Here is a 21,892-nt window from a genome sequence, read left to right as displayed (position 1 = left end):
TGTAGTCTTTATTTCACAGCACTTGTTCTGTTTGTGAAGATAATATGTGAAACCAATCAGAAATTGTTGGGCGCTCCGCTAAATCTGCAAAGGTAACTTCTATTCCTTCACGGCGCCACTTCTCTACTAAACTCATAATTCTCACTGAATCAAGACCTCTATTGATTAAATCTTCGTCAAGTTCAATATCCTCTGGTGATTCACGAAATAATTCAGCAACTTGTTCACGTACTAACTGTAAAGTGATTCCTTCACTTCTTTCTGCACTATCATCACTTTTTAAACTTTGTAAATCTTTTAATAATACATTTGTCGTTGTCGTTACTGCACATCTGTCAGATGCATACTGCAACGCTTGTTTATGATGCGCTAATGAAAAATCAGCAACTGCATCCGCAATGAAAAATGGTTGTATACCATCCATAAAGGCTTCACAAGCTGTTAAGAGACACCCAATATGTGCATAAACTCCGCAAATAATAAGTTGATCTCGCCCTTGTTCATTTAATATTTCTAATAGGTTTGTTTTTTTAAATGCACTATATCTCCATTTCGTAAGGAAAATATCATCCTCATCAGGAGTAAGTTCATCCACAATCCTCTTTTTATCAGGACCAGCTGGAATACCATCACCCCAAAAATCTTGTAGTAGTCCTCTTTGCTCTAATGTTTGTCCACCTGGCTGTGCAGTATAAATAACCGGTACACCAAGTTCCTTGCATGTTTCTCTTATCAACTTAATATTTGAAATAAGCTCTACTTTCGGTGATTCTTCATTGCTATATGCATCAAGAAAATATTCTTGCATGTCATGAATAAGAAAAACTGCACGTTTAGGATCTGGCTTCCATGTTACTCTATTAGTCGGTAAATCTGATTCAATTGGCATTTTATATACTGGGATAGCTGGAATAGCCATCTAATCACTTCCTTCTGAATTTTTAGAAATATCTATTTGAATTTTATTATTTTATTGTAATAAGCTTCTCAGCAATGACCTTACGTAATTCTTTCTTACTAACTTTTCCTACACCCGTTTGCGGGAACGACTCTATAAACTCAATTCGATCTGGAATTTTATACGCTGCAATCCCGCGCTCTCTTAAGAAGGTTTTAAGCTCACCTACTGTCGGCTTCTGGCCACGTGCTATTACGAAAGCACATGTACGTTCCCCTAAATAATCATCAGGCATAGATACCATCGCAACATCATGTACCGAATCGTGCGCTAGCAGATGATTCTCAACTTCTTCCGCTGCCACTTTTTCACCACCACGGTTAATTTGATCCTTATCTCTTCCTTCCACGATGATGTAGCCTTGCTCATTCATTTTGACAAGATCACCGGTACGATAGAAACCATCGTGTGTGAAGGATTTTTTGTTATGTTCTTCTGCTTTATAATAACCACGGATTGTATATGGACCACGTGTTAATAAACTTCCTACTTCTCCAGGTATTACATCGTTATCATCTTCATTTACGATTCGAATCTCATCAAACTTTGACATCGGTCTCCCTTGAGTATGCACAATGATTTCTTCTGGACCATCAAGCCTTGTATAATTTACTAATCCTTCAGCCATTCCGAATACTTGTTGCAACGTACAGCCGAACGTCGGACGTATACGTTTAGCAACTTCAGCACTGAATTTCGCACCGCCTACTTGCAGTACTTGTAAGCTCGATAAATCGTTATTACGTGAAGCTGCAGCATCGAGCCATACCATTGCTAATGGCGGGACAAGAGCTGTAATGGTGACACTTTCTTTTTCAATCAGAGAGAATGCTTCATCCGGACTACCTCCAGATGCCAACACTACTTTTCCACCTGCATATAAAGTACCTAGTGTTCCCGGTGAACTAAGCGGATAATTGTGAGCTACTGGAAGAACTGCCATATACACGCTATCTGGATTCAAATTACAAATCTCAGCGCTGACACGTAAGCTATAAATATAATCATCATGAGTTCTCGGAATTAATTTAGATAGTCCCGTTGTCCCTCCTGATAATTGGAGAAAAGCAACATCACTCGGATGAACTTCTGGTAATTGAATTGGATCCATATAAAGATCACTTATGTTCACAAACTCTTCTGCATCTCCTACTACAATTACATGCTGTAAAGTTGGAACTTTCTCTTTCACTTCTCTCGCTAGTTTTCGATAGTCAAATCCAAGTGCCTTATCTGAAATAATATAAGCGCTCGCCTCACCAAACTCACAAAAATAGCTAATTTCACTACTGCGATGCGAAGGTAGTGCAAAAACTGGAAGTGCTCCAATTCGAAATAGTGCGAAGCATACTTCGAAAAACTCTATAATATTAGGTAACTGAAGAACAACTCGATCCTCTTGTTTTATTCCTAAATTCAAGAACCCTGCAGCTAAACGATCTACCTTTTCATCAAGTTCACTATAACTAACATGTGTGTCCCCACTAATAACCGCAATTCGATTCCCATGCCGTTCAGCGCGTTCTTTCAGCATTTCTCCAAATGTTTCTCCGAGCCAACACCCTTCTTCTTTATAACGATCTACAAATTCTTTCGGCCACTCCGTGTATCCTTTTAACATCCATTTTCCCCCCTATTTTCATTTCAACGTTTCATCATTCAATCCCATTGCTCTAAGCATTGTCCGGAATTTTGCTGATGTTTCAGCCAACTCTTCTTCTGGTTTCGATTCACCGACAATACCTGCTCCTGCAAATAAACGAAGTGAATTTTCTTGAACTTCTGCACAGCGAATAGTAACAATCCATTCCCCATCACCATTTAGATCACTCCACCCAAGCATTCCTGTAAAGAAATTACGATCAAATGGTTCGATTTCTTGAATAGCCTCTCGTGCTTTCTCAGTTGGTGTACCGCAAACCGCTGGTGTTGGATGAAGTGCAATTGCTAGTTCTAATGAAGAAACAGACGAATCTATAAGTTCACCTTTTACCTCTGTAGATAAGTGCCACATCGTTTCACTATGAATTACGGATGGTTTTTCTGGTACGTGTAATGTATGGCAATACGGACGAAGTGCTGCCGCTACCGCTTCAACAACTACCGCATGTTCATGTAAATCTTTAGGTGAAGAAAGTAACTCTTCTGCTCTTCTCTTATCCTCTACTGGGTCCTCACTTCGTGGTCTAGAACCTGCTAAAGGATTAGAAATGACTTGCATACCATTACGTGAAACAAGTAATTCAGGACTCGCTCCAATTAATGTTTTATTCTTTTCTTTTTCATCTTGCGATAGGTTCACTGCAAATGTATAACCGTGCTTATTATGCTGCGCTAAATCAAAAAGTAATTTTTGAATATCTATCTTCTCAGATGATTTTAAATCTAATGATCTAGATAGAACGATTTTCTTAAGATCTCCCTCTTTAATTTTTGAGATTCCTTGCTTTACACCGTCCATATACCCCGAAGGCTCTGGAACAGGTTTCATTTCATATGTAAGTTTAGATGGTTGTTGAATTTGATTTGTAGAGTCTAACTCCAAACGAGAAGTAATTCTACTTTCTTCTGGCACAACGAGTTCTACAGCTTTCCTGTGATCAAAAGGAAGTGCACCGACAACAATTGGATTAGGGTGTCCAGCCTTCTTTGCATTACTTAATACTGCTTGAACAAGTTCAGGAAAACTTTTAACCTCCTTATGTTTCACTGTAGCGAACGTTCCTTCTGCAAGGATTGTTCGATAAGGTGAAGCGAAAAAGAACGGAGATTCAGTCTTATAATCTTCTAATAATTTTAATCCTGATTCTCTTACAGCTACTATTTGTTTTGTCATTTTATTGCCCTCCTATTTTGTATTAAACTCCTAAAGTAGCACCACCATCGACACATAAATTATGCATTGTAATATGGCTTGCTTTTTCTGAAGCTAGAAACAGTACCGCCTCAGCAATTTCTGAAGGTTTCGCTATTTTTTGTAACGGTATTCCCAATCGATATGCATGTTGTGAACCGGCAATTATTTTTTCAGCTCCGTTCTCATCAGCCCATAGTAACCTTTGCATTTCAGTTTCAGTAGAACCAGGAGAAACTAAATTGCAGCGAATGTTATATTCTGCAAGTTCAAGACCTAAGCACTTCATAAACATCGTTGTTGCGGCTTTTGATGCTGCATATGCAGCCATGTCTACTCTCGGAGTATTCGCAGCATTGGAGCCGACCGTAACAATTGCACCTGATTTTCTTAACATCATGCGTTTACTTACTGAACGAGACATATAAAAAACACCTGTAGAATTCACAGAAAAAGTGTTATTCCACTCTTCATCACTTAAAGAATGAATGGCTCCCATACACAAAATACCCGCAACATTCACTAAAATATCTATGTGCCCTATTTCATTCTCAACTCGATCTACTACGTTTTCCACAGCAGCACTATCACTCACATCTAAAGGGAAAATATGAAAACGAGATCCCTTTACATTATGTTGATTAGAAGTGGCATTAAGTGCTTCGGTATTCTGATCAATCGCTACTACCGTAGCTCCTTTTTCAACAAACATATTTGCTACAGCCTTCCCGATTCCTTGCGCTGCACCTGTAACTAAAACAATTTTCCCCTCAAATTCTCCACAGCCCATTTCTTCATTTCCTTTCTTTACAAAAACTATTTTTGAAATGTTCTTATCCATAACTCAACAAGGTTAACCTCGTTAAATTAAAAGGAAAAAACCATCACTTGAAATTAATAATCATTATCAAGTGATTTTTGTAAAAAATAATAAATTTACTAAACTTATATGTCAAGTACGTATTTTATATAGACAATCATAAAAATATGAAAAAACCCTTATCAATTGATAATGATTTTCATTTTCTTTATCTACACCGAAATGATAATCTTTCTCAATATTCTTGTCAATCTTTTTTTATTTTTCAGATAAAATATTTTTTATGTTTTCATTTAAAAAGGTATACTTTTCAGCATTAACGCACTTTTTTAACTTTTTCAAAAATTACAATCTCAAAATTTTAAAAATCCATTTTTTAAAACATTAAAAAATGAACTATGAGGTAAAATTCTCCTATAAGTCCTTTCATATTACAAAATTAACCATATATTATTTCTATACTTTCTCAATAAATTTCTGAAAATACTTCATACCCCTATAACATTCCCCTTTCAATCAAAAGAATCTTATTTTTCTTCATAAATATCACAGTTTTATTCATAGATTACTCAATGATTTATTAAAAACTCCCCTCACCTGCTCAATTTAACAATATTTCAATATAATTCAACTTCCAAATATAAATAACTTTATTACGGCCTTTCTTAAAAAATATATGTCTATGTATAAGAAAAAGAGTTAACCTAAGGCTGACTCTTTTTCTTATACTCTTATAACCGTTTCTTCAAAAATGATCGTCTGCTCTGCGAGTTCCATCATATCAAAAGAATTTTTACTACGTTTTATAAGTACCCCTTTTAATTCTTCGCATTTTTCCTGTTCTAATCATTTTACAAACACAAATTTTTTAAAGTACAACATACCAGCCTCTTTATCTAAAGGATTTATAAACACTCCTTCTTTTGTAACAAAAGCATTAGAATGTCCTGAGATAGTTGAAATAAATGCCTCTAACATTTTAATTTCTCTCTCTGAAAATTGTTCCTTGCATACTACTTTTAAATTCATTTCTGTTAGCATCTACAATATCCCCTAACCAAAAGTTCAAGGGTATATGAAAAATGTACAGTGGCCAACAAAAGAGACTGGTTAATTACCAGTCTCTTTTGTTGGTCTATCATTCTTTAGATTCTTATTTCAAAATGAATATGTATGGTGTGCTGTAAAAACTATTAAAGCGTCTATTACAATAATTATAATGCAGGTCGATAGTTTTTCTACTGAATCTTTAAAATTAAGTATATGAATAATCATCTTGTTGATAAATAAAATTAAATATTCACTAATATAAGTATACATGTTTAAATATATATAATATAAACTATTTCTGTTTTTATGAGGAGGTACTATGAAAGCAAATGTAGGGGATACTATTCTTTTTCAGCGTAAAAACGTAAAAATAACAGGTTCAGTAATTAAATTATATACTGAATCTGTCTTAGTTGAAGTTACAGATGTAAGTGAAGGTACTTTTGAATTTGATAGAACTATAGTGAATCATAAAAATTATAAAATTTTACACAAACATGAATAAGTCCATAACGAATAACACCCCACCTCCTTATAACTTTACGGTGGGGTGTTATTTTGTTATGCCAAGCTAAACTCTAAAATGCGTTCGTTAATTTACATAACCTAAAACTCCAACTATCTCACTAGCTTTCAAATTAGAAATAGAATAGTATATTTCTAACCCTCTTCTGTCAGCTCTTAATACTTTACCTTTCATTTTTGACAAATGTTGAGAAACGGTCGATTGTGGAATTCCTAATATCTCTGTTAACTGTGTTACATTACATGTTTTACGAATACTTAATTCCTTAACAATTTGCAATCGTACTGGGTGTGCCATAATTTTTAAAATATCTACATCTTCTTCAGATATTACACGCTTTTCTATTTCTCTTGTATATGTTGTCACGATAAATTCCCCTTTTATGTTTATCTTTTATCCAATCTACTAAAAAGTTTCACATTCCAAATAAATACATTTAACTTATATATAGGAATATTGTAATTTTATTCTTAAAAAATTCATATCAGCCTACCTATAATACAATTTTAATTTGTACTACATGTGAAGTTCATATAGAGTTGAAATGAAGATTTTCCGAAAAGATTAATTATATTGACTAGACACTCTTTCAATATAGAGATACTCTTATAAAAATACAAAACGGAATATATGCTATATATCAAGCTTAAAAGAAAGGAGAAATACTTTGTCCTTAATAGCTTGAACAAACAGTTAAACGATTTAAAAAAGTATTAAATTAACGTATATTCGGTAAGTTTATTAATGCATCGACTGCTTTTGTTAATGAATATATACTGTGGTACGAAAAAAATAGTTTATCCTCATACATTCCAATCACCTCCCTCCAAGTATGCTGTCTGATCTTATAAATGACTATAATGAAGCTGCAAATATACCTAATAATTCTCTAAGGGGTGCGGCAGCCTTATTAAGATTGGCACTACAAATATGAATGAAATCATTAGGTGAAAATACATACTAAGAAAGCTAATTTAATTGTAAGTACAGATAATGATAAGCATGCGAAATATTTCTTAAATAAAGAGGAATTAATACAGAGATTGCTGTATTTAATATACCTAAATCGTTAGATGAGGTTTTAAATAAAAATGTACTGCCTCAAAAAGGATATAGATCAAACCCACTACATTAAGGAGGATAGTATGGTATTAGAACCACTTTATGCAGAAAATATTGTAGTAGCAGTTATATATAATAATAAATTTAAATGGTATGTAACAGATAAAGAACTATGGTTTTTTGATTATAATAAGTTAGATAATGCATATAAAAATGTAGGCGTAAGCATTGAAGATAATGACGAAGCTGAAGAAAGAAAGGGAATAAAAGTATTAGATAATGAAACTGTGGAAATGTTTTTACCAAGGATTAATAAATATATAACAACTAAAGAGGAATTAAATTATTTATTACTTAAAAATATTAAAAATAAAATTGAAGGAGAAGATTTATTAGATTTTAGTCCGGTGTTATTAATTAACTTTGATGATAAAATACTATATTCAATGTTTCCAGAACCTGCATCATATGAAGATTTTACTGAGTTAATACATAAATCAGAGAAATGTTGGATAGATGAGTTGGATCATAATCTATTTTCACTATAATTTACGTAACTTAGTCATCTTTAAAGGAACATATAAAAACATTAGAAAAGTCGCTCCCTATGTATTGGAGCGGCTCTGTTTTTTTTACATAAAGGCGTACAATAGTAATGAAATATCCATATAGTTTTGAAGTACTTAACAATAGAAAATTAGTTATGAGACTCCCTCAAGAAATTAAACTTGTTGAAACTTTTTTAGGCGTTGAAGTTTCTGCTTTTGGAGATTGGATTTCAGAAGAAATACATATTTAGATTTCCAAACAAATGCATGCTCTTGATTAGTTTTAAATTTACTATTGAAAATAAAAAATAAACCGTCATTCCTGGCGACCTCTATTCGTCTTCTTTCGCTATATTATACGGCTGGTACTTCTCTCGTAACGCCTCAAGTTCCTTCCGTTTCTCCTCGACATCTGCCCGAAGAAATCAACTAACCTTGCCCAACTTTTTCACTGGTGTTATCTCCCCCCTTAATTAGCTGACTCATACGTATACGTGTAATACTTAATATTTCGATAGCTTCCTCATTCGTCTTCCCTATTACGTATAAATAGCGAAGGAGAAAAATTGGTAGTAAGTAAAGGAGAAAACTAGATTAGAAAAAATTCAACTTGTCTGACATATACGTAGAACTCTTTTTTGAAATTCAACTCAGTTAGGTTGTTGCCTAGAACATTTAGGTTATTGCCTTCGTATATTGGAGTGTGTTAGAAAAAGGAGGGGTTTTTATGTATTGGCAACCACAATTCATTCCAAATTATACAAATTATTCACAACCATATGAGTATCCTCATCAATTTTCTCATGATACCGATTTCCGTCAGACATTAACCGGTAGATGGCTATGTGATGACGGCGGTCTTTATCATATACATCAACCTAGTGGAACATCAGAAATATATTGGCTTGGATTAAGTGATGCTGGCTTAGGAACTAGTTTTACAAATGTTTTTGCAGGGGATATTCGACCAGGAGGAGTTATTGTCGGAAGATGGGGAGATATTCCTATCGGCAATGTTATGTCACATGGTATCTTAAGACTTCAGGTAGAAAACAACGGAAGGCAATTAAGAGCCCTACAAAAAACCGGTGGATTCGGTGGATCGATTTGGACTAAACAATAAAAAAACGAGGCTACCTTAAGCGGTGGCCTCAATCGTCTTCCTTCGCCGCATTATACGGCTGGTATTTCTCACGTAATTCCTCGAGTTCTTTACGTTTTCCCTCAACATCCACTCGTAAAAACAGACTTACCTTGTCCAGTTTTTTCACAGGCTTCATTTTCCCTTTCTTAATTAATTGACTCATACGTATACGTGTAATACTTAATATTTCGATATCTTCAGGAGCCGTAAGGACTTCATTACGTACGAAGTCCGTGGATTCCTGGCGTGAGTTTAAATTGTAATTCACTTGCGTACACTCTCCCATTGCAGTGTACGATATTATTAAGGATACTATTTAAATCCTCAATAAAATCCCACTCTTTGCTCTCAAAAGGGAACTGTATATTCATCTTTTCATTCATATATGTCCCTAGTTTTGTTATCAAGTTACCACGATTCGTAGCAGAAAAAATCGCCCAGGTTTTCGAAAAGTGTGACCAAAACTGTGACCAGTAATTAAAATCAAAACAAATCGACCTATTTCACCACAAACCTAGTCTGACTACAACCATCCTTCTGCTTCGTTACTTCTAGTACGTTTTTCAGTTCTTGGACGTGCGAAATGACGCCGATAAATCGCCCTGATTTTTGTAAGTCTATTAATGCATCGACTGCTTTTGTTAATGACTCTTCATCTAGTGAGCCAAATCCTTCATCGATAAACATCGTTTCGATCGAAATACCGCCTTCGTATGCTTGAATAACGTCTGCCATACCGAGTACTAAGCAAAGCGATGCGTTAAATTTTTCACCGCCAGATAATGTTTTTACGTGTAGAAGGTTAGGTCTTTTACTTTCGATGGATTAACGTTCATTTTAACGTCATTTTTCGAGATAATAGTCTAGGAATTTAGTTGTATGTATGCGGAACGATAGTAATACATAAGAAAGGTTTATAGCGTAGGAAATACAACGAATATACTGGCGATTTTAAGCCTCGTGTTTAAAAAGTACTGCCCGGACTTTTTAAACACCTGGGTGACAAGCCGCCGAAGAGAGTACCCCCGTCCCTAAATAAAAAAGCCGGTATTATTTTACCGACTATAGTTTTGCTTCGTATTCTTTTACTAGTTTATAAAATGTTGTCTTACCTACTTCTGCTTCTTTCATCGCTGTAACGGCCGTTATCTCTCCTGCTTTCCATCGCTTATACGTTTCAATAAATTTATCTGTAATCGTTGCTTTCGGTCTCCCTAACTCTTTCCCTTTCTTACGTGCGTTGGCGATTCCTTCCGCTTTTCGAGTGCGTATCTTCTTACGTTCTTCTTCGGCCATCCACGATAGTATTTGTAATACCAAATCAGCGACGAACGTACCGACACTATCCTTATATTTTGTTGTATCTAATAGCGGCATATCTATTACGATGATGTCTGCCTGTATTTCCTGTGTTATCTCGTTCCATTCGTTCATTATCGCATCCTTGTTACGTCCTAGACGATCTAACGAATGGACATATAATATGTCTCCTTTACGCAACACACGCTTCAATAACTGATAGCTAGGACGGTTAAAATCCTTACTGCTCTGTTTATCTATGTAAATGTCACGCTCTGAAACACCTAACTCCTTTAACGCTTCTAACTGTCTGCCTTCGTTCTGATCCTTAGCACTTACCCTAACGTATCCGATCTTTCTAGTCTCCGCCACTCTCCTTACTCCCTTTCCGTTATGTTTGACTCGATTGTAAAATAATCATTCGTAAAAGTAAATAAACAAAACGAACGTTCATAAATTATTTCCTTCTATTAAACGAACGTAATATCACTTATTAATCGACCTGTTATTGATGGTTCGTAAAGGTATACTTTTATGAGCGTAGGTAACGGACGGCTGGGATGAGGATTTCGAGGGACGTCTCTTCCAGAGGGGCGAAGCTAGTGGAATCGGAAAATTTCGGAAAGGTACTAAACGAGTTTCTTCTAATATAAGTATCGAGAAGACATCACTTCCGAAAATTTCAGTCGGGTGTCTATCAGACGGTGGCGACTGCCGAAATGTAAACCGATGTAAACCCACGGATTCACTTTCTTCTATTTCCAGCAGTGGATACAATTACCGCTAATAATTTCAGAAGATTCATGTTATCATTCAATAATCGAGCTGACATTACTCGATATACCTGATCACACAAGGTATATACTTTCTTCCCACATGAATCTCTGTTGCTACAGGGGTTCTTTTTCTATGTTTTCGACATATGTCGTTATAAATTTTCTCAATACGATACGTATAGCCTTCTACCGACAAAAATGTTAATATATGGCTACACCTTTTCTTTTGACCTATATTCTTAGGTCTTTTTTTCTGACCGTTACCTTATATCGGCGTTACTTACTGCCTGTCCTACCGATAACTCTCACCGCTAAATACGTTTGCTAAAACCTAGACAATGCTCATAACTTCTTGATACGCCTATATTAGCGCTCTCACGGCTTATATTAAGTCGCTTAGCAATCATGTCTTGTGTTGGATAACATTCGCCGTCTTCGTCCATGAATGACGCTAATACGCAAAGAGTCGTCCATCTTTCCGGACCTAAGTCCGCTATTAAACCGGAGTGTACCGCGTCGACATACATTTTTAGAAAGATACGTGTCTCTCGCTTTCCGCTCGTAATTGAATATTCCGTTTGGGCTTCGATTGATACTAAGTTGCTATTTTCGCTCATACCTCGCTTGCCCCTCCATGTAATGCCTTGTGAACTTCTTACATTTACTAAGACGCGCCACTTTGTTAACTCGCTCACTTTTTTCGAAAAAGAATAAAATAATTTACGTTTTTCTACTTTTTATACCTCTATACAAACGGTGACTCTGGCGATAAAATACAAGTAATGGAAACTGCATGCACGTCTTGTGACCTATAAAAGGAGGTCATTAGATATGAATGGAAGTGTAAAATTTAATAAGAAAACCGGTAGCCGGGATTTCGTATTTAATATTGCGAAGGACCCGATGACAGGGAAACGTAAACAGATTAGACGTAGAGGCTTTTTAATGCAGAACTAGTAAAATTAAAGGCTGAGTATTTAAATGATGACTTTCTAAAACTACCTCACATGACTTATGAAACATTTATGGAACAGTGGTTTAAAGAAAGTAAAAATCAATTAGAAAAATCTACTTATAGGGCTAACTACACACATTATTCAAATATAATAAAGCCCTATCTAGGTCATTTTAAGATTCAAGATATCACTACGATGCACTTACAGCACTACATCACGAAATTGATCGAAGAGAGGCATTATTCAGAGGGTACAATTAATTTAGTTTTTAGTTTTATTAAAACTTCACTTAAATGAGCGAAAGTACTAAAACTAATAAAAAATAATCGAGCTTTAGGTGTTGTATTACCAAGCATACAACCAAAAGAGATGCAAGTATGGGACTTACACCAAATAAATTATTTCATTAGAGAAAGTAAAAAACTCAAAAATATCACACGATTTAATATTAGTTTTTCAATTGCGGTGCTCACAGGAATGAGGCAAGGTGAGATATTAGGTTTACGGTGGAAAGATATAGATATGGAGGATAGTTTAATTTACATTAGACAAACATTAACTAAAAAAAGGGAATTAAAGTATGGAGCGAAAAATAAAACTAGTTTACGAACAATCTATCTTCCACAAATTTTAATAGAAGAACTGAAGTCTCATCGTCAGTTCGTCGAATATGAAAAAGAAAAAGCCGGCGATAAATACACCGACTTAGACTTGGTTCTCCCGTCAAAATACGGGAAGCTATTGGATTCTCGTAGCATACGTAGATCGTTTTATAATGTAACCGAGAAACTCGGATTACCGAAAATACGCTTCTATGACTTACGTCATACACACGCTACTCTATTAATCCAACAAAACGTAAATGTCAAACTAATTTCAGAACGTTTAGGTCACGCTGATATAGGTACGACGTTAAATACGTACAGTCACATTCTTCCGGAGATGCAGCGCACAATTTCTGAGAAACTGGATAAAGTTCTCGAAAAAAGTGACCGCTGAAGTGACTCGGCCCTAAAAAAGCGTTGGAAATGATGGTAAAATCGACCTACTTCACCACAAACCTAGTCTGACTACAACCATCCTTCTGCTTCGTTACTTCTAGTACTGCTGGCATTGCGTTTTTCAGTTCTTGGACGTGCGAAATGACGCCGATAAATCGCCCTGATTTTTGTAAGTCTATTAATGCATCGACTGCCTTTGTTAATGACTCTTCATCTAGTGAGCCAAATCCTTCATCGATAAACATCGTTTCGATCGAAATACCGCCTTCGTATGCTTGAATAACGTCTGCCATACCGAGTGCTAAGCAAAGCGATGCGTTAAATTTTTCACCGCCAGATAATGTTTTTACGTCACGTGTTTGGCCTGTATATACATCATATACATCTAATCCTAATCCACTTTGACGATTTCTTTTCTCTACTCGTTCACTTCGTTTTAAGTAAAATTGTCCGTTTGATAATTTGCGTAGCCTTTCGTTCGCAATTTGAACAATTTGTTCTAAGTATTCAATTAAGATGTAACGTTCGAAGGATATACGACTTTCATTATCCCCTTTCATTACTTCATACAAATCAACGAGCTCTTGGAAAGCTTTCTCTTCTTCATGAATTTGTTCATCAATTCTTCTAATGTTTTCATGTAAATCCGAAATATATGAAACTGCATTTTGAGCACGCTGCCGCTTCTCTTTCACAATATCTAGCTGGATTTCTAATTCTTTTATTTGTTCTTCTAATGAGGTGATATCTGTATACTCTTTATCTTTTAATTCAGCAATTAATTCTTCAATTTGCTTTGCAAGCACTTCAAGAGATGAATAATAGCTTTGAATTGTTTGTTGTAATTGTTCCATCTCTTTATCTGTTAGTTTCGCTTCTTTATACGCTTGTTCGTTTGCAAAACCACCTTGGTCAAGTTCTTTCATAAAGCGTGTAAAAGTCTCTTCTTTCTTCTCTTTTACACTGTCCAATTGCTTGGAAGCACCATCATATTCCGCTTGTATGCGTATGTTTTCATTTTGCCAATGTTGATAAGCTTCTTGTACTTTCTTCCACTCATCTTCCATCACACGAAGTTCTTTAACTGCATAATCAAATTGCTGTTTCCAAGCTTCTACTGTTTGCAAGCTCTCTGGAATATTTTTCTTATCATGTTCATATGAAGTTCGGAGTTGCATACACTCCATTTCCGTGCGATGTTGCATCGTTTCAGCTTCACGTTTTTGCTTTTGTAATTCTTCTACTTTTTCTTCTACACTTTTCATATTTACTACAATTTGTTTTCGTGTTTCTTCACTTGCCTTTAGTATATTTACTTCAGCTACTAACTGCTTTCCTTTTTGAACTAAAGCACGATATGTTTCAACTAATTCTTCTGAACGATAGCCACGTTTTATTACTTCTTCTATCACTTGTTCATATTGCAGTCGATAGAAATTCCATTTCTCCTCTAGCTGAACATGTGATTTTTCTGCAAGGTTTTTCTTCTCTCTTCGTTCATTTAGCTCTTTTTCATCAATCGCATCACCTTGTTCCGTAGCTTTTTTCGGGTGATCCGTACTACCACATACTGGACAAGATTCTCCTTCGTGAAGATGAAGAGCTAATACACCAGCCTGTTCATTTAACCAACGGCGTTCCATCGTTTCATATGCTTGAACTGCAACTTCCATTTGTTTATATGACGCTTCTTTTTCTTGCTTATATTTTTGTTTCTCTTGCCAAACATCATATGCTTGTTTTAATACTTTCGCATCTTCTCGCATATTCGTTAGTTCTTCTACTTTTTCTACATACTGTTCAAGCGCTTCTTCTAATCGCTGTAATTCTCCGGACATTTTTTGTTTTTCAGAAATTTGTCCTTCAAGCTGTTGTTCAAGCTTATAAATACCTTCTTTTAATTTTCCACTCTGAACTTCAACTTTCTGCAAATTCAATTTTTTCTCGGCTAACGAAGCAATGATTGGTTGTAATTCTTCTAACCTCTGCACGTGTTTCTTTCCTTCTTCACGTACAGATTCCTTACTCTTTAATTCTTCATATTTCTCCTGAGCAAGTTCAAAGGCTTTAACAGTCTGTTCTTGTTTCGCCTTTATTTGTTTCAGTAAACTCTCAGCATTTTGTTCGTTTTGCATCGCCTCTTCATACCATTGTTCAAATGGTAATAGCCGCTTCGCTTGTTCTGCACGTCTAAAAGATTGTTCTTTTATTTCTATTTGTGCACGATTTCCCTGTAAAACTGTTTGCTGTTCTTTCTTCCGATCTAAATCTTGAAATTTTTCATTTACTGATTTTGCTGCATGGAAACGAACATCTACCTCTTTTAATTGCTTCGTTTGTGTCGTTTGCTCATTTTGCAAGTGTTCAACTTCACTTTTATACCAATTCGTTTCTTGTTCAAGTGCTTCTACTATCTGATGTGTATTTACATGTTCTTGTTCCACTAACGTCTCTAGTAAAGCTCCCTCTCTAATTGGTAGCTTAAAAACATTATGGAAATGTAACTCACGCTCTTTTTGTTTTTCTTGCAAAATGTCTTTCCATTGTTTACGCTTTTGATCTAGTAACTCACGCATTAATTTATAACGATCAGTTTTAAAAATACGACGTAAAATCTCTTCTTTATTTTCCGTTTCAGATGTTAATAGTTTTCGGAACTCACCTTGTGGTAACATAACAATTTGGCTAAATTGATGTTTGCTTAACCCAATTAAATCTTCCACCTTTTTATTTACATCTGTCACATGAAAACGATCTACACACGGAATTCTCTCATCATCTATTATTTCATATAATTCAACCGCATGTCCTGTAACTGTTTTGTTCCCTTGCTTTTTATGTCCTAGTTGCCTTTTTATTTCATACTGCTTTCCTTTTAATTGAAACGTTAATTCTACAATCGTATATACATTATCATCAGCAAATTGGCTGCGAAGCATGCTTGTATCATTACGTTCTTCTCCACTCGCTTCTCCATATAGCACATAACAAATCGCATCAAATATCGTCGTTTTCCCTGCTCCTGTATTTCCTGAAATAGCGAAAATACGATGATCCCCAAGGTCATTGAAATCAATTACTTCTCGTTGTTTATATGGGCCGAACGCTGTCATAATAAGCTGAAGTGGTCTCATCCTCGCTCACCTTCCCGTTCTTGCACTGTTTGTAATACTTCTAAGAAAAGACGTTCTTTCTCTTCTGATAAATCTAACCCTTTCATTTCTTTATAAAAAGCTTTTAAAAGAGATAAATCATCCGTTTTATGTCTAGAAACAGTCACTTCATTTGTATCTGTAAACTCTCGTCTTTGAATCGATCTTTCGACATGCATTGCATTCGGATAGACAGAGCGTATTTTTTCCATTGGCTGCAGTACAGGATTTTCATCTAATAATTTAACAAATACATAATCTTCATTTACTGTATGCTTTAATAAATCATCTATTTTTGCTTCTACTGTTCGCATTTGACGACGTGGTGTAAATAAGCGTTTTTCTATTGTCGTTTCACCTGCTTCATCTAATTCAACAATGTAGTATCCTTTTTTATGTCGTTCTTCCGAAATAGAATATGCAAGTGGTGAACCTGAATAACGAATCGTCTCATTACGTACAAAATGCGCTTGATGTAAATGTCCAAGCGCCGTGTAATGAAACTTGTCAAAATAATGACTGTTTACATATTCAGCACCACCAATTGAAAGTGGTCGTTCTGCATCGCTCGTATTTTCTTCAGCCTCTCCTGAAGAAGTAACAAATGCATGCCCTACAAAGACGTGTCTTGCTTCTTGATTCATCGTTTCCGAAAGTTCATTCATAAAAATACGCATCGCATCGTCATGAGAACGAATGTCTTCATTCTTCATAATATGTCTAACGATACTTGGATCTGCATATGGAACTAAGTGAAAATGTACTTCCCCATGTTCATCATTTAATACAACAGGTTCGTATGGGAATTGAAATTGTCCAACAATATGCAAGCCCTGCTTTTTCATTAAATTACTACCGAAATGAATTCGATCTGGACTATCATGATTCCCTGCTACTGCAATTACTGGTGTTTTTAATTCAATTACTATCTTTTGTAATACATCATTTAATAAATCAACTGCTTCCGTCGGAGGAATTGCACGGTCATACAAATCACCTGCAATAATTACGGCATCCGGTTTTTCTTCTTCCACCGCTTGTACAAACTGATCTAAAACAATTTTTTGATCTTCAGTCATGTATACACCGTGAACTAGTTTTCCTAAATGCCAATCCGCTGTATGAAAAAACTTCATATTTCCCTTCCTTTCATCCTGTTAGTTTACTGATTGTAGTGAAACAAGCTTATAGTTAAGTGTCGTTTTTCCATTCTCCCATTCTAACTTTTGCACAATTACACTACCTATTCTCTCTTGATCTGATTTATATAAAGGCAATATTTCTTGAATAGCAAATAGATGATAGCCATCTAACGTTAATTGAAATACATTTTCTTCTATATGTAATCTGATTTCTTTTTCATTCGAAATAATTTTTGTGTGCATCTCAAACTTCATTTAGATACAACCCCTTTTTTCTAATCTCTACACTTTAATAGTATAGTGGCTATTCCAGATTGACAAGTGAATACATTATGAAGACCATACTTTTCTATGTATTTGTGTTTTTATTTTTTAAATATAATACGGTATGTGAAATTTATATTCCACAGAAATAAAAATGCCTATTCAGGCATCCTTATTTCTGTAAATACTCCTTCATTATATAATACAACACCGTAATTAAAATAATCGCTACAAAAAATGAGAATAAAGCAACAATATATCCATCTCTATTCAATAGGAAACACAATGAAATAGATAATATAAAAATCGGAAATACGAGACGCACTTTATCTTTCACTTCTTCTGTCGTATCTGTATGATGAAAATACTGTGTAATTCCTATCATGAGAGAGGACAAAATAATAACCGATAACAGCAAAGGTCCTGGCATTCCGATCTCTCCTTTCTCTATTTCCTATTATATACAAATTTTCACCTTGTTAAAAGTTTGATAATTCAATGAATACTATTTTTTCTTTAAACAGGAGTTATATATGATATCGCCTTCATTTTCAACCTACAAACAATTAACACACCTCTTCAGTTATTAATATTGTAATATTCCTTCTTATATATCAAAATCCTGCAAAGATATCTCGTCAAAATATGCAACATAAAAAAACGATTATTATGTCTACATGTACATTTGTTTAGACAGTTAGACACTTTACTCTTTATGTTTCCTTTATATTACAAGTTTTGCAACTGGCACAATACTTGCATATTAGTTAAAGTGAGACTTTAATCAGCACCTCAAATTTTTTAATAGAAACCCTTACTACTACAAACAGGACAAAAAACTATAGAGGACATTTCATCTTGTATCAAGAATTAAGAATGAGAAGATATATAAGAGGAGGATTTAAAATGACTGAAAATGTTTTATTTTCTATTAGTGAGAATGGTGTTGCATCCATTACATTAAACCGACCAAAAGCACTTAATTCTTTATCTTATGATATGTTAAAGCCAATTGGACAAAAGCTAAAAGAATGGGAAAAAGATGATCGTATTGCCATCATAGTTTTAAAAGGAGCTGGCACAAAAGGATTTTGCGCTGGTGGTGATATTAAAACTTTGTATGAAGCTCGTTCTAACGAAACAGCTTTACAACATGCAGAACGTTTCTTTGAAGAAGAATATGAAATTGATACATTTATTTATCAATATACAAAACCAATTATCGCTTGTTTAGATGGAATTGTTATGGGCGGTGGTGTCGGTCTTACAAATGGTGCAAAATATCGAATTGTAACAGAACGCACGAAATGGGCAATGCCTGAAATGAACATCGGCTTCTTTCCAGATGTAGGCGCTGCTTATTTCTTAAATAAAGCACCTGGCCATACTGGAAGATACGTCGCTTTAACAGCATCTATTTTAAAAGCACCTGATGTATTATATATAAACGCTGCCGATTATTTTATGACATCAGATACGTTACCAAAATTCCTTTCTGAAATTGAAAATATGAATTGGCGTAATGAAGATGTACATACAGCTTTAAAGGAGGTCACTCGTACATTTGCAACCATCCCAAGTGCAGAAAGTGAAATTTCTCCTCTACTAGAAGAAATTGATACACACTTCGCATTCCATACAATTGAAGAAATTATCCATTCATTGGAGAAAGACGGTAGAACTTTCGCCTTAAAAGCGAAAGAAACATTATTATCAAAATCCCCTGTTTCATTAAAGGTCACATTGAAACAATTCATCGATGGAGAAGGAAAATCCGTTGATGAATGCTTTGCAACAGATCTTGTACTTGCAAAAAACTTTATGAGACACGAAGATTTCTTTGAAGGTGTACGTTCAGTTGTAGTCGATAAAGATCAAAACCCACAGTATAAATATAAACAATTAAGTGATGTTTCAGAAGAAGATGTAAATCGTTTCTTCCATTTACTTAATGTATAATAAAGAGGCTAGATGACAGTGGTTCATTCCCACTGTCCCATCTAGCCTTTTTATTTTCATCCATCTTTCTAATAAAATTAAATTTCATTTCATACACACTTAATTTATGATAAACTTATTTTAATTTAATTTTCTAAAAATACCCAAAAGAAAGGCGGAATACTTATGGAGAACTACCTTCTTTTCATTATCATGTCCATTTGTCTTATTATTTTACCTGGCCCCGATACAGCGATGGCTACAAAAAACACACTGGTCTCAGGAAAAATTGGTGGTGTAAAAACAGTATTCGGTACATGTATTGCACTTTTAATTCATACTTTAGCTGCCGTAATTGGTCTTTCGGCCCTTATTGTTAAATCTGCCTTTTTATTTTCTATCTTTAAATATGTTGGTGCTATTTATTTAATCTATTTAGGTATAAAAGCACTTTCAGCTTTGAGAAACAAAGGAAATATGGATACAACCGAAACCTTTATAGAACATAAAAATGAACATACATCTTGTTTCCGTCAAGGATTTCTTACAAATCTATTAAATCCGAAAGTTGCTGTTTTCTTTTTAACATTCTTACCACAATTTTTAAATCCAGACCATAATACACTTATCCAGCTTCTCATTATGGGACTCACTTATCTCGTTTTAACAGTAATATGGTTTGCCTTTTATATATTTTTAATTGATAAAATAAGCGTTTTTATGAAAAAGCCAGCTACACAAAAATACATTCAAGGTCTTACTGGCATCGTTTTAATTGGATTTGGTATAAAATTAGCTTTTGAAAAGAATAATTAATCATTGCAAATCGAAAAAATACACCTCTCATAATTGAGAGGTGTATTTTCCTTACACGTAACAAGTTACATAGTATGCTATTTACTTATTAAAACCAGCGCTCTGTTACAACTTTTTTACGTGTATAGAATTGAACACCATCTGTACCGTTTGTTCCAAGATCACCATAGAAAGAAGCTTTATTTCCTGCGAATGCAAAGAATGCCATTGGTGCTGGAACGTTTACGTTTACACCAATCATCCCTGCATCGATATTATCACGGAATGTTTGTGCATGTTTACCGCTTGATGTATAAATCACAGCTCCATTTGCAAATTTTGATTGGTTTGTAAGTTTAATACCTTCTTCTAAATCTTTTACTCTCACAATACTTAATACTGGAGCAAAAATTTCATCTTGCCAAATTTTCATATCTTGATTTACGCCATCAAAGATTGTCGCACCAACGAAGTACCCTTCTTCAACTTCTTCATTAATTTTACGACCATCTACTAATAAAGTAGCTCCATCTGCTACACCGCTATTAATATAGCCTAGTACACGCTCTTTATGAGATTCACGAATTAACGGTCCCACATAATTATCTTCGTGGAAACCATCACCCACTTTTAGCTTACGTGTTTCTGATACTAATACATCAATGAACTCATCAGCAATTTCGTCTACTACTGCTACGACAGAGCATGCCATGCAGCGCTCTCCACTACTTGCAAACGCAGAACCAATTACACCTTGTACTGTTTTTTCAATGTTGCAATCTGGCATAACAATCGCATGGTTTTTCGCTCCAGCTAACGCTTGTACTCGTTTTCCATATTTTGTACCTGTTTCATATACGTAGCGTGCGACTGGCTCAGAGCCAACAAACGAAACTGCTTGAATATCTTTATTTTCTAAAATGCTGTTTACAACATCTTTTCCGCCCTGTACTAAGTTTAATACTCCTTTTGGAAAACCTGCTTCATAGAATAACTCTACGAGTCTTTCAGCTAGAAGGGGCGTTCTTTCAGATGTTTTTAATACGAATGTATTACCGCAAGCAATTGCAAGTGGGAACATCCATAATGGAATCATCATTGGGAAGTTAAATGGTGTAATACCAGCAACCACTCCAATTGGATAACGCCAAATTGATCCATCAATCCCGCCTGCAATGTTTGGAAGTGCTTGTCCCATCATTAAGTTCGGTGTTGATGTCGCAAGCTCTACAGCTTCAATGCCGCGCTGTACTTCACCAGTTGCATCTTTTAATGTCTTGCCGTTTTCAAGTGTAATAATTTTTGCAAGCTCATCTTTGTTTTCTTGTAAAAGTTGTAAGTATTTATATAATTGTCTTGAACGATTCGGAACTGGCACTTTAGACCATGTTTCATACGCCATTTTTGCAGCTTCTACAGCTTTTTCAACATCTTCTTTTGGAGAAAGAGGAACGTAAGCGATGATTTTTCCAGTTGCCGGATTCGGAACTGCTTCTACTTCAGTACCAGTAGACTCTACCCATTCACCATTAATATGATTTTTCACTCTTTTAATTTCTGTTGTAATCATTATACTCGCTCCTTTTTTATCATGATTTATTTTAATA

19 protein-coding genes and 3 pseudogenes are annotated in these 21,892 nt (G+C 35.0%); 7 read left to right on the top strand and 15 right to left on the bottom strand.

What is annotated here, in order from left to right:
• Positions 1-13 precede the first annotated feature (13 nt).
• The 5 genes and pseudogenes from DJ93_RS24290 to DJ93_RS34665 form a co-directional block, all read right to left on the bottom strand.
• Positions 14-919 (bottom strand): isochorismatase family protein, encoded by a 906-nt coding sequence (locus tag DJ93_RS24290; RefSeq protein ID WP_042983650.1) that lies wholly within the window; start codon positions 917-919, stop codon positions 14-16.
• Positions 920-965: 46 nt separating this feature from the next.
• Positions 966-2,579 carry a (2,3-dihydroxybenzoyl)adenylate synthase gene (locus DJ93_RS24285; protein WP_042983649.1) on the bottom strand — a complete coding sequence of 538 codons (1,614 nt, stop codon included), beginning with the start codon at positions 2,577-2,579 and terminating at the stop codon, positions 966-968.
• A gap of 18 nt (positions 2,580-2,597) precedes the next feature.
• Entirely contained in the window at positions 2,598-3,794 is a 1,197-nt protein-coding gene (gene dhbC / locus DJ93_RS24280) for an isochorismate synthase DhbC (protein ID WP_042983648.1), read from the bottom strand.
• A gap of 22 nt (positions 3,795-3,816) precedes the next feature.
• A complete protein-coding gene (locus tag DJ93_RS24275; protein WP_042984350.1) occupies positions 3,817-4,602 on the bottom strand; it encodes a 2,3-dihydro-2,3-dihydroxybenzoate dehydrogenase in 786 nt (261 codons plus the stop codon).
• A 753-nt stretch (positions 4,603-5,355) separates the two neighbouring features.
• Positions 5,356-5,673 (bottom strand): annotated as a pseudogene (locus tag DJ93_RS34665) (hypothetical protein).
• A gap of 328 nt (positions 5,674-6,001) precedes the next feature.
• On the opposite strand from DJ93_RS34665, the gene DJ93_RS24265 reads away from it, so the two are divergent.
• Positions 6,002-6,187 (top strand): YkvS family protein, encoded by a 186-nt coding sequence (locus DJ93_RS24265; RefSeq protein WP_042983647.1) that lies wholly within the window; start codon positions 6,002-6,004, stop codon positions 6,185-6,187.
• Positions 6,188-6,274: 87 nt separating this feature from the next.
• Here DJ93_RS24265 and DJ93_RS24260 read toward each other — a convergent pair whose 3' ends face one another.
• Positions 6,275-6,574 carry an ArsR/SmtB family transcription factor gene (locus tag DJ93_RS24260; protein WP_042983646.1) on the bottom strand — a complete coding sequence of 100 codons (300 nt, stop codon included), beginning with the start codon at positions 6,572-6,574 and terminating at the stop codon, positions 6,275-6,277.
• Positions 6,575-7,353: 779 nt separating this feature from the next.
• Between DJ93_RS24260 and DJ93_RS24255 the strand changes: the two genes are divergently transcribed.
• The 3 genes from DJ93_RS24255 (at position 7,354) to DJ93_RS24250 (ending at position 8,941) form a co-directional block, all read left to right on the top strand.
• Complete coding sequence (locus DJ93_RS24255; RefSeq protein ID WP_042983645.1) at positions 7,354-7,818, top strand: hypothetical protein; 465 nt, start codon at positions 7,354-7,356, stop codon at positions 7,816-7,818.
• Between the two features lie 107 nt (positions 7,819-7,925).
• Positions 7,926-8,069 carry a hypothetical protein gene (locus tag DJ93_RS33360; protein ID WP_080743596.1) on the top strand — a complete coding sequence of 48 codons (144 nt, stop codon included), beginning with the start codon at positions 7,926-7,928 and terminating at the stop codon, positions 8,067-8,069.
• 476 nt (positions 8,070-8,545) lie between these two features.
• A complete protein-coding gene (locus tag DJ93_RS24250; RefSeq protein WP_042983644.1) occupies positions 8,546-8,941 on the top strand; it encodes a hypothetical protein in 396 nt (131 codons plus the stop codon).
• A 28-nt stretch (positions 8,942-8,969) separates the two neighbouring features.
• On the opposite strand, the gene DJ93_RS24245 is transcribed toward DJ93_RS24250, so the two are convergent.
• The 4 genes and pseudogenes from DJ93_RS24245 to DJ93_RS34005 all read right to left on the bottom strand — a co-directional run bounded on the left by DJ93_RS24245 (position 8,970) and on the right by DJ93_RS34005 (position 11,480).
• Positions 8,970-9,230 (bottom strand): hypothetical protein, encoded by a 261-nt coding sequence (locus DJ93_RS24245; RefSeq protein ID WP_042983643.1) that lies wholly within the window; start codon positions 9,228-9,230, stop codon positions 8,970-8,972.
• A 230-nt stretch (positions 9,231-9,460) separates the two neighbouring features.
• A pseudogene (locus DJ93_RS24240) lies at positions 9,461-9,754 on the bottom strand (SbcC/MukB-like Walker B domain-containing protein); the annotation flags it as partial.
• Between the two features lie 270 nt (positions 9,755-10,024).
• On the bottom strand, positions 10,025-10,633 hold the full coding sequence (locus tag DJ93_RS24235) for a recombinase family protein (protein ID WP_042983641.1): 609 nt from the start codon (positions 10,631-10,633) through the stop codon (positions 10,025-10,027).
• Between the two features lie 715 nt (positions 10,634-11,348).
• A complete protein-coding gene (locus tag DJ93_RS34005) occupies positions 11,349-11,480 on the bottom strand; it encodes a helix-turn-helix domain-containing protein (RefSeq protein WP_241484369.1) in 132 nt (43 codons plus the stop codon).
• Between the two features lie 388 nt (positions 11,481-11,868).
• Between DJ93_RS34005 and DJ93_RS35015 the strand changes: the two are divergent.
• Positions 11,869-12,992, top strand: a pseudogene (locus DJ93_RS35015) (tyrosine-type recombinase/integrase).
• 46 nt (positions 12,993-13,038) lie between these two features.
• On the opposite strand, the gene DJ93_RS24220 reads toward DJ93_RS35015, so the two are convergent.
• The 4 genes from DJ93_RS24220 to DJ93_RS24205 all read right to left on the bottom strand — a co-directional run bounded on the left by DJ93_RS24220 (position 13,039) and on the right by DJ93_RS24205 (position 17,982).
• Entirely contained in the window at positions 13,039-16,128 is a 3,090-nt protein-coding gene (locus DJ93_RS24220; protein ID WP_042983640.1) for an SbcC/MukB-like Walker B domain-containing protein, read from the bottom strand.
• Positions 16,125-17,282, bottom strand: a complete 1,158-nt coding sequence (locus DJ93_RS24215) for an exonuclease SbcCD subunit D (RefSeq protein ID WP_042983639.1) — start codon at positions 17,280-17,282, stop codon at positions 16,125-16,127. The genes DJ93_RS24220 and DJ93_RS24215 overlap by 4 nt, the downstream gene beginning before the upstream one ends.
• A 21-nt stretch (positions 17,283-17,303) precedes the next feature.
• Complete coding sequence (locus DJ93_RS24210) at positions 17,304-17,543, bottom strand: DUF2584 family protein (protein ID WP_042983638.1); 240 nt, start codon at positions 17,541-17,543, stop codon at positions 17,304-17,306.
• Positions 17,544-17,724: 181 nt separating this feature from the next.
• Positions 17,725-17,982 (bottom strand): hypothetical protein, encoded by a 258-nt coding sequence (locus DJ93_RS24205; protein WP_042983637.1) that lies wholly within the window; start codon positions 17,980-17,982, stop codon positions 17,725-17,727.
• A gap of 476 nt (positions 17,983-18,458) precedes the next feature.
• On the opposite strand from DJ93_RS24205, the gene DJ93_RS24200 reads away from it, so the two are divergent.
• Both DJ93_RS24200 and DJ93_RS24195 read left to right on the top strand, forming a co-directional pair.
• Positions 18,459-19,511, top strand: coding sequence for an enoyl-CoA hydratase/isomerase family protein (locus DJ93_RS24200; RefSeq protein ID WP_042983636.1), 1,053 nt, complete (start codon positions 18,459-18,461; stop codon positions 19,509-19,511).
• 165 nt (positions 19,512-19,676) lie between these two features.
• Entirely contained in the window at positions 19,677-20,306 is a 630-nt protein-coding gene (locus DJ93_RS24195) for a LysE family translocator (RefSeq protein ID WP_042983635.1), read from the top strand.
• A gap of 88 nt (positions 20,307-20,394) precedes the next feature.
• Here the strand turns inward: DJ93_RS24195 and DJ93_RS24190 are convergent, their stop codons facing one another.
• Positions 20,395-21,855, bottom strand: a complete 1,461-nt coding sequence (locus tag DJ93_RS24190) for a CoA-acylating methylmalonate-semialdehyde dehydrogenase (RefSeq protein ID WP_042983634.1) — start codon at positions 21,853-21,855, stop codon at positions 20,395-20,397.
• Between the last annotated feature and the right edge of the window lie 37 nt (positions 21,856-21,892).

Origin of the sequence: Bacillus clarus, assembly GCF_000746925.1 — a bacterium.
GTDB lineage: Bacteria > Bacillota > Bacilli > Bacillales > Bacillaceae_G > Bacillus_A > Bacillus_A clarus.
The sequence above is the reverse complement of the archived record's forward strand: the minus strand, read 5'-3'. Positions and strand labels throughout refer to the sequence as shown.

Bases quoted from the DNA above. Each gene is read 5' to 3' on its own strand.
- DJ93_RS24210 (WP_042983638.1), bottom strand. From the start codon at position 17,543: ATGAAGTTTGAGATGCACACAAAAATTATTTCGAATGAAAAAGAAATC.
- dhbC (WP_042983648.1), bottom strand. From the start codon at position 3,794: ATGACAAAACAAATAGTAGCTGTAAGAGAATCAGGATTAAAATTATTA.
- DJ93_RS24290 (WP_042983650.1), bottom strand. From the start codon at position 919: ATGGCTATTCCAGCTATCCCAGTATATAAAATGCCAATTGAATCAGAT.
- DJ93_RS24275 (WP_042984350.1), bottom strand. From the start codon at position 4,602: ATGGGCTGTGGAGAATTTGAGGGGAAAATTGTTTTAGTTACAGGTGCA.
- DJ93_RS24255 (WP_042983645.1), top strand. From the start codon at position 7,354: ATGGTATTAGAACCACTTTATGCAGAAAATATTGTAGTAGCAGTTATA.
- DJ93_RS24285 (WP_042983649.1), bottom strand. From the start codon at position 2,579: ATGTTAAAAGGATACACGGAGTGGCCGAAAGAATTTGTAGATCGTTAT.
- DJ93_RS24190 (WP_042983634.1), bottom strand. From the start codon at position 21,855: ATGATTACAACAGAAATTAAAAGAGTGAAAAATCATATTAATGGTGAA.
- DJ93_RS24215 (WP_042983639.1), bottom strand. From the start codon at position 17,282: ATGAAGTTTTTTCATACAGCGGATTGGCATTTAGGAAAACTAGTTCAC.
- DJ93_RS24195 (WP_042983635.1), top strand. From the start codon at position 19,677: ATGGAGAACTACCTTCTTTTCATTATCATGTCCATTTGTCTTATTATT.
- DJ93_RS24205 (WP_042983637.1), bottom strand. From the start codon at position 17,982: ATGCCAGGACCTTTGCTGTTATCGGTTATTATTTTGTCCTCTCTCATG.
- DJ93_RS24250 (WP_042983644.1), top strand. From the start codon at position 8,546: ATGTATTGGCAACCACAATTCATTCCAAATTATACAAATTATTCACAA.
- DJ93_RS33360 (WP_080743596.1), top strand. From the start codon at position 7,926: ATGAAATATCCATATAGTTTTGAAGTACTTAACAATAGAAAATTAGTT.
- DJ93_RS34005 (WP_241484369.1), bottom strand. From the start codon at position 11,480: ATGGACGAAGACGGCGAATGTTATCCAACACAAGACATGATTGCTAAG.
- DJ93_RS24200 (WP_042983636.1), top strand. From the start codon at position 18,459: ATGACTGAAAATGTTTTATTTTCTATTAGTGAGAATGGTGTTGCATCC.
- DJ93_RS24220 (WP_042983640.1), bottom strand. From the start codon at position 16,128: ATGAGACCACTTCAGCTTATTATGACAGCGTTCGGCCCATATAAACAA.
- DJ93_RS24265 (WP_042983647.1), top strand. From the start codon at position 6,002: ATGAAAGCAAATGTAGGGGATACTATTCTTTTTCAGCGTAAAAACGTA.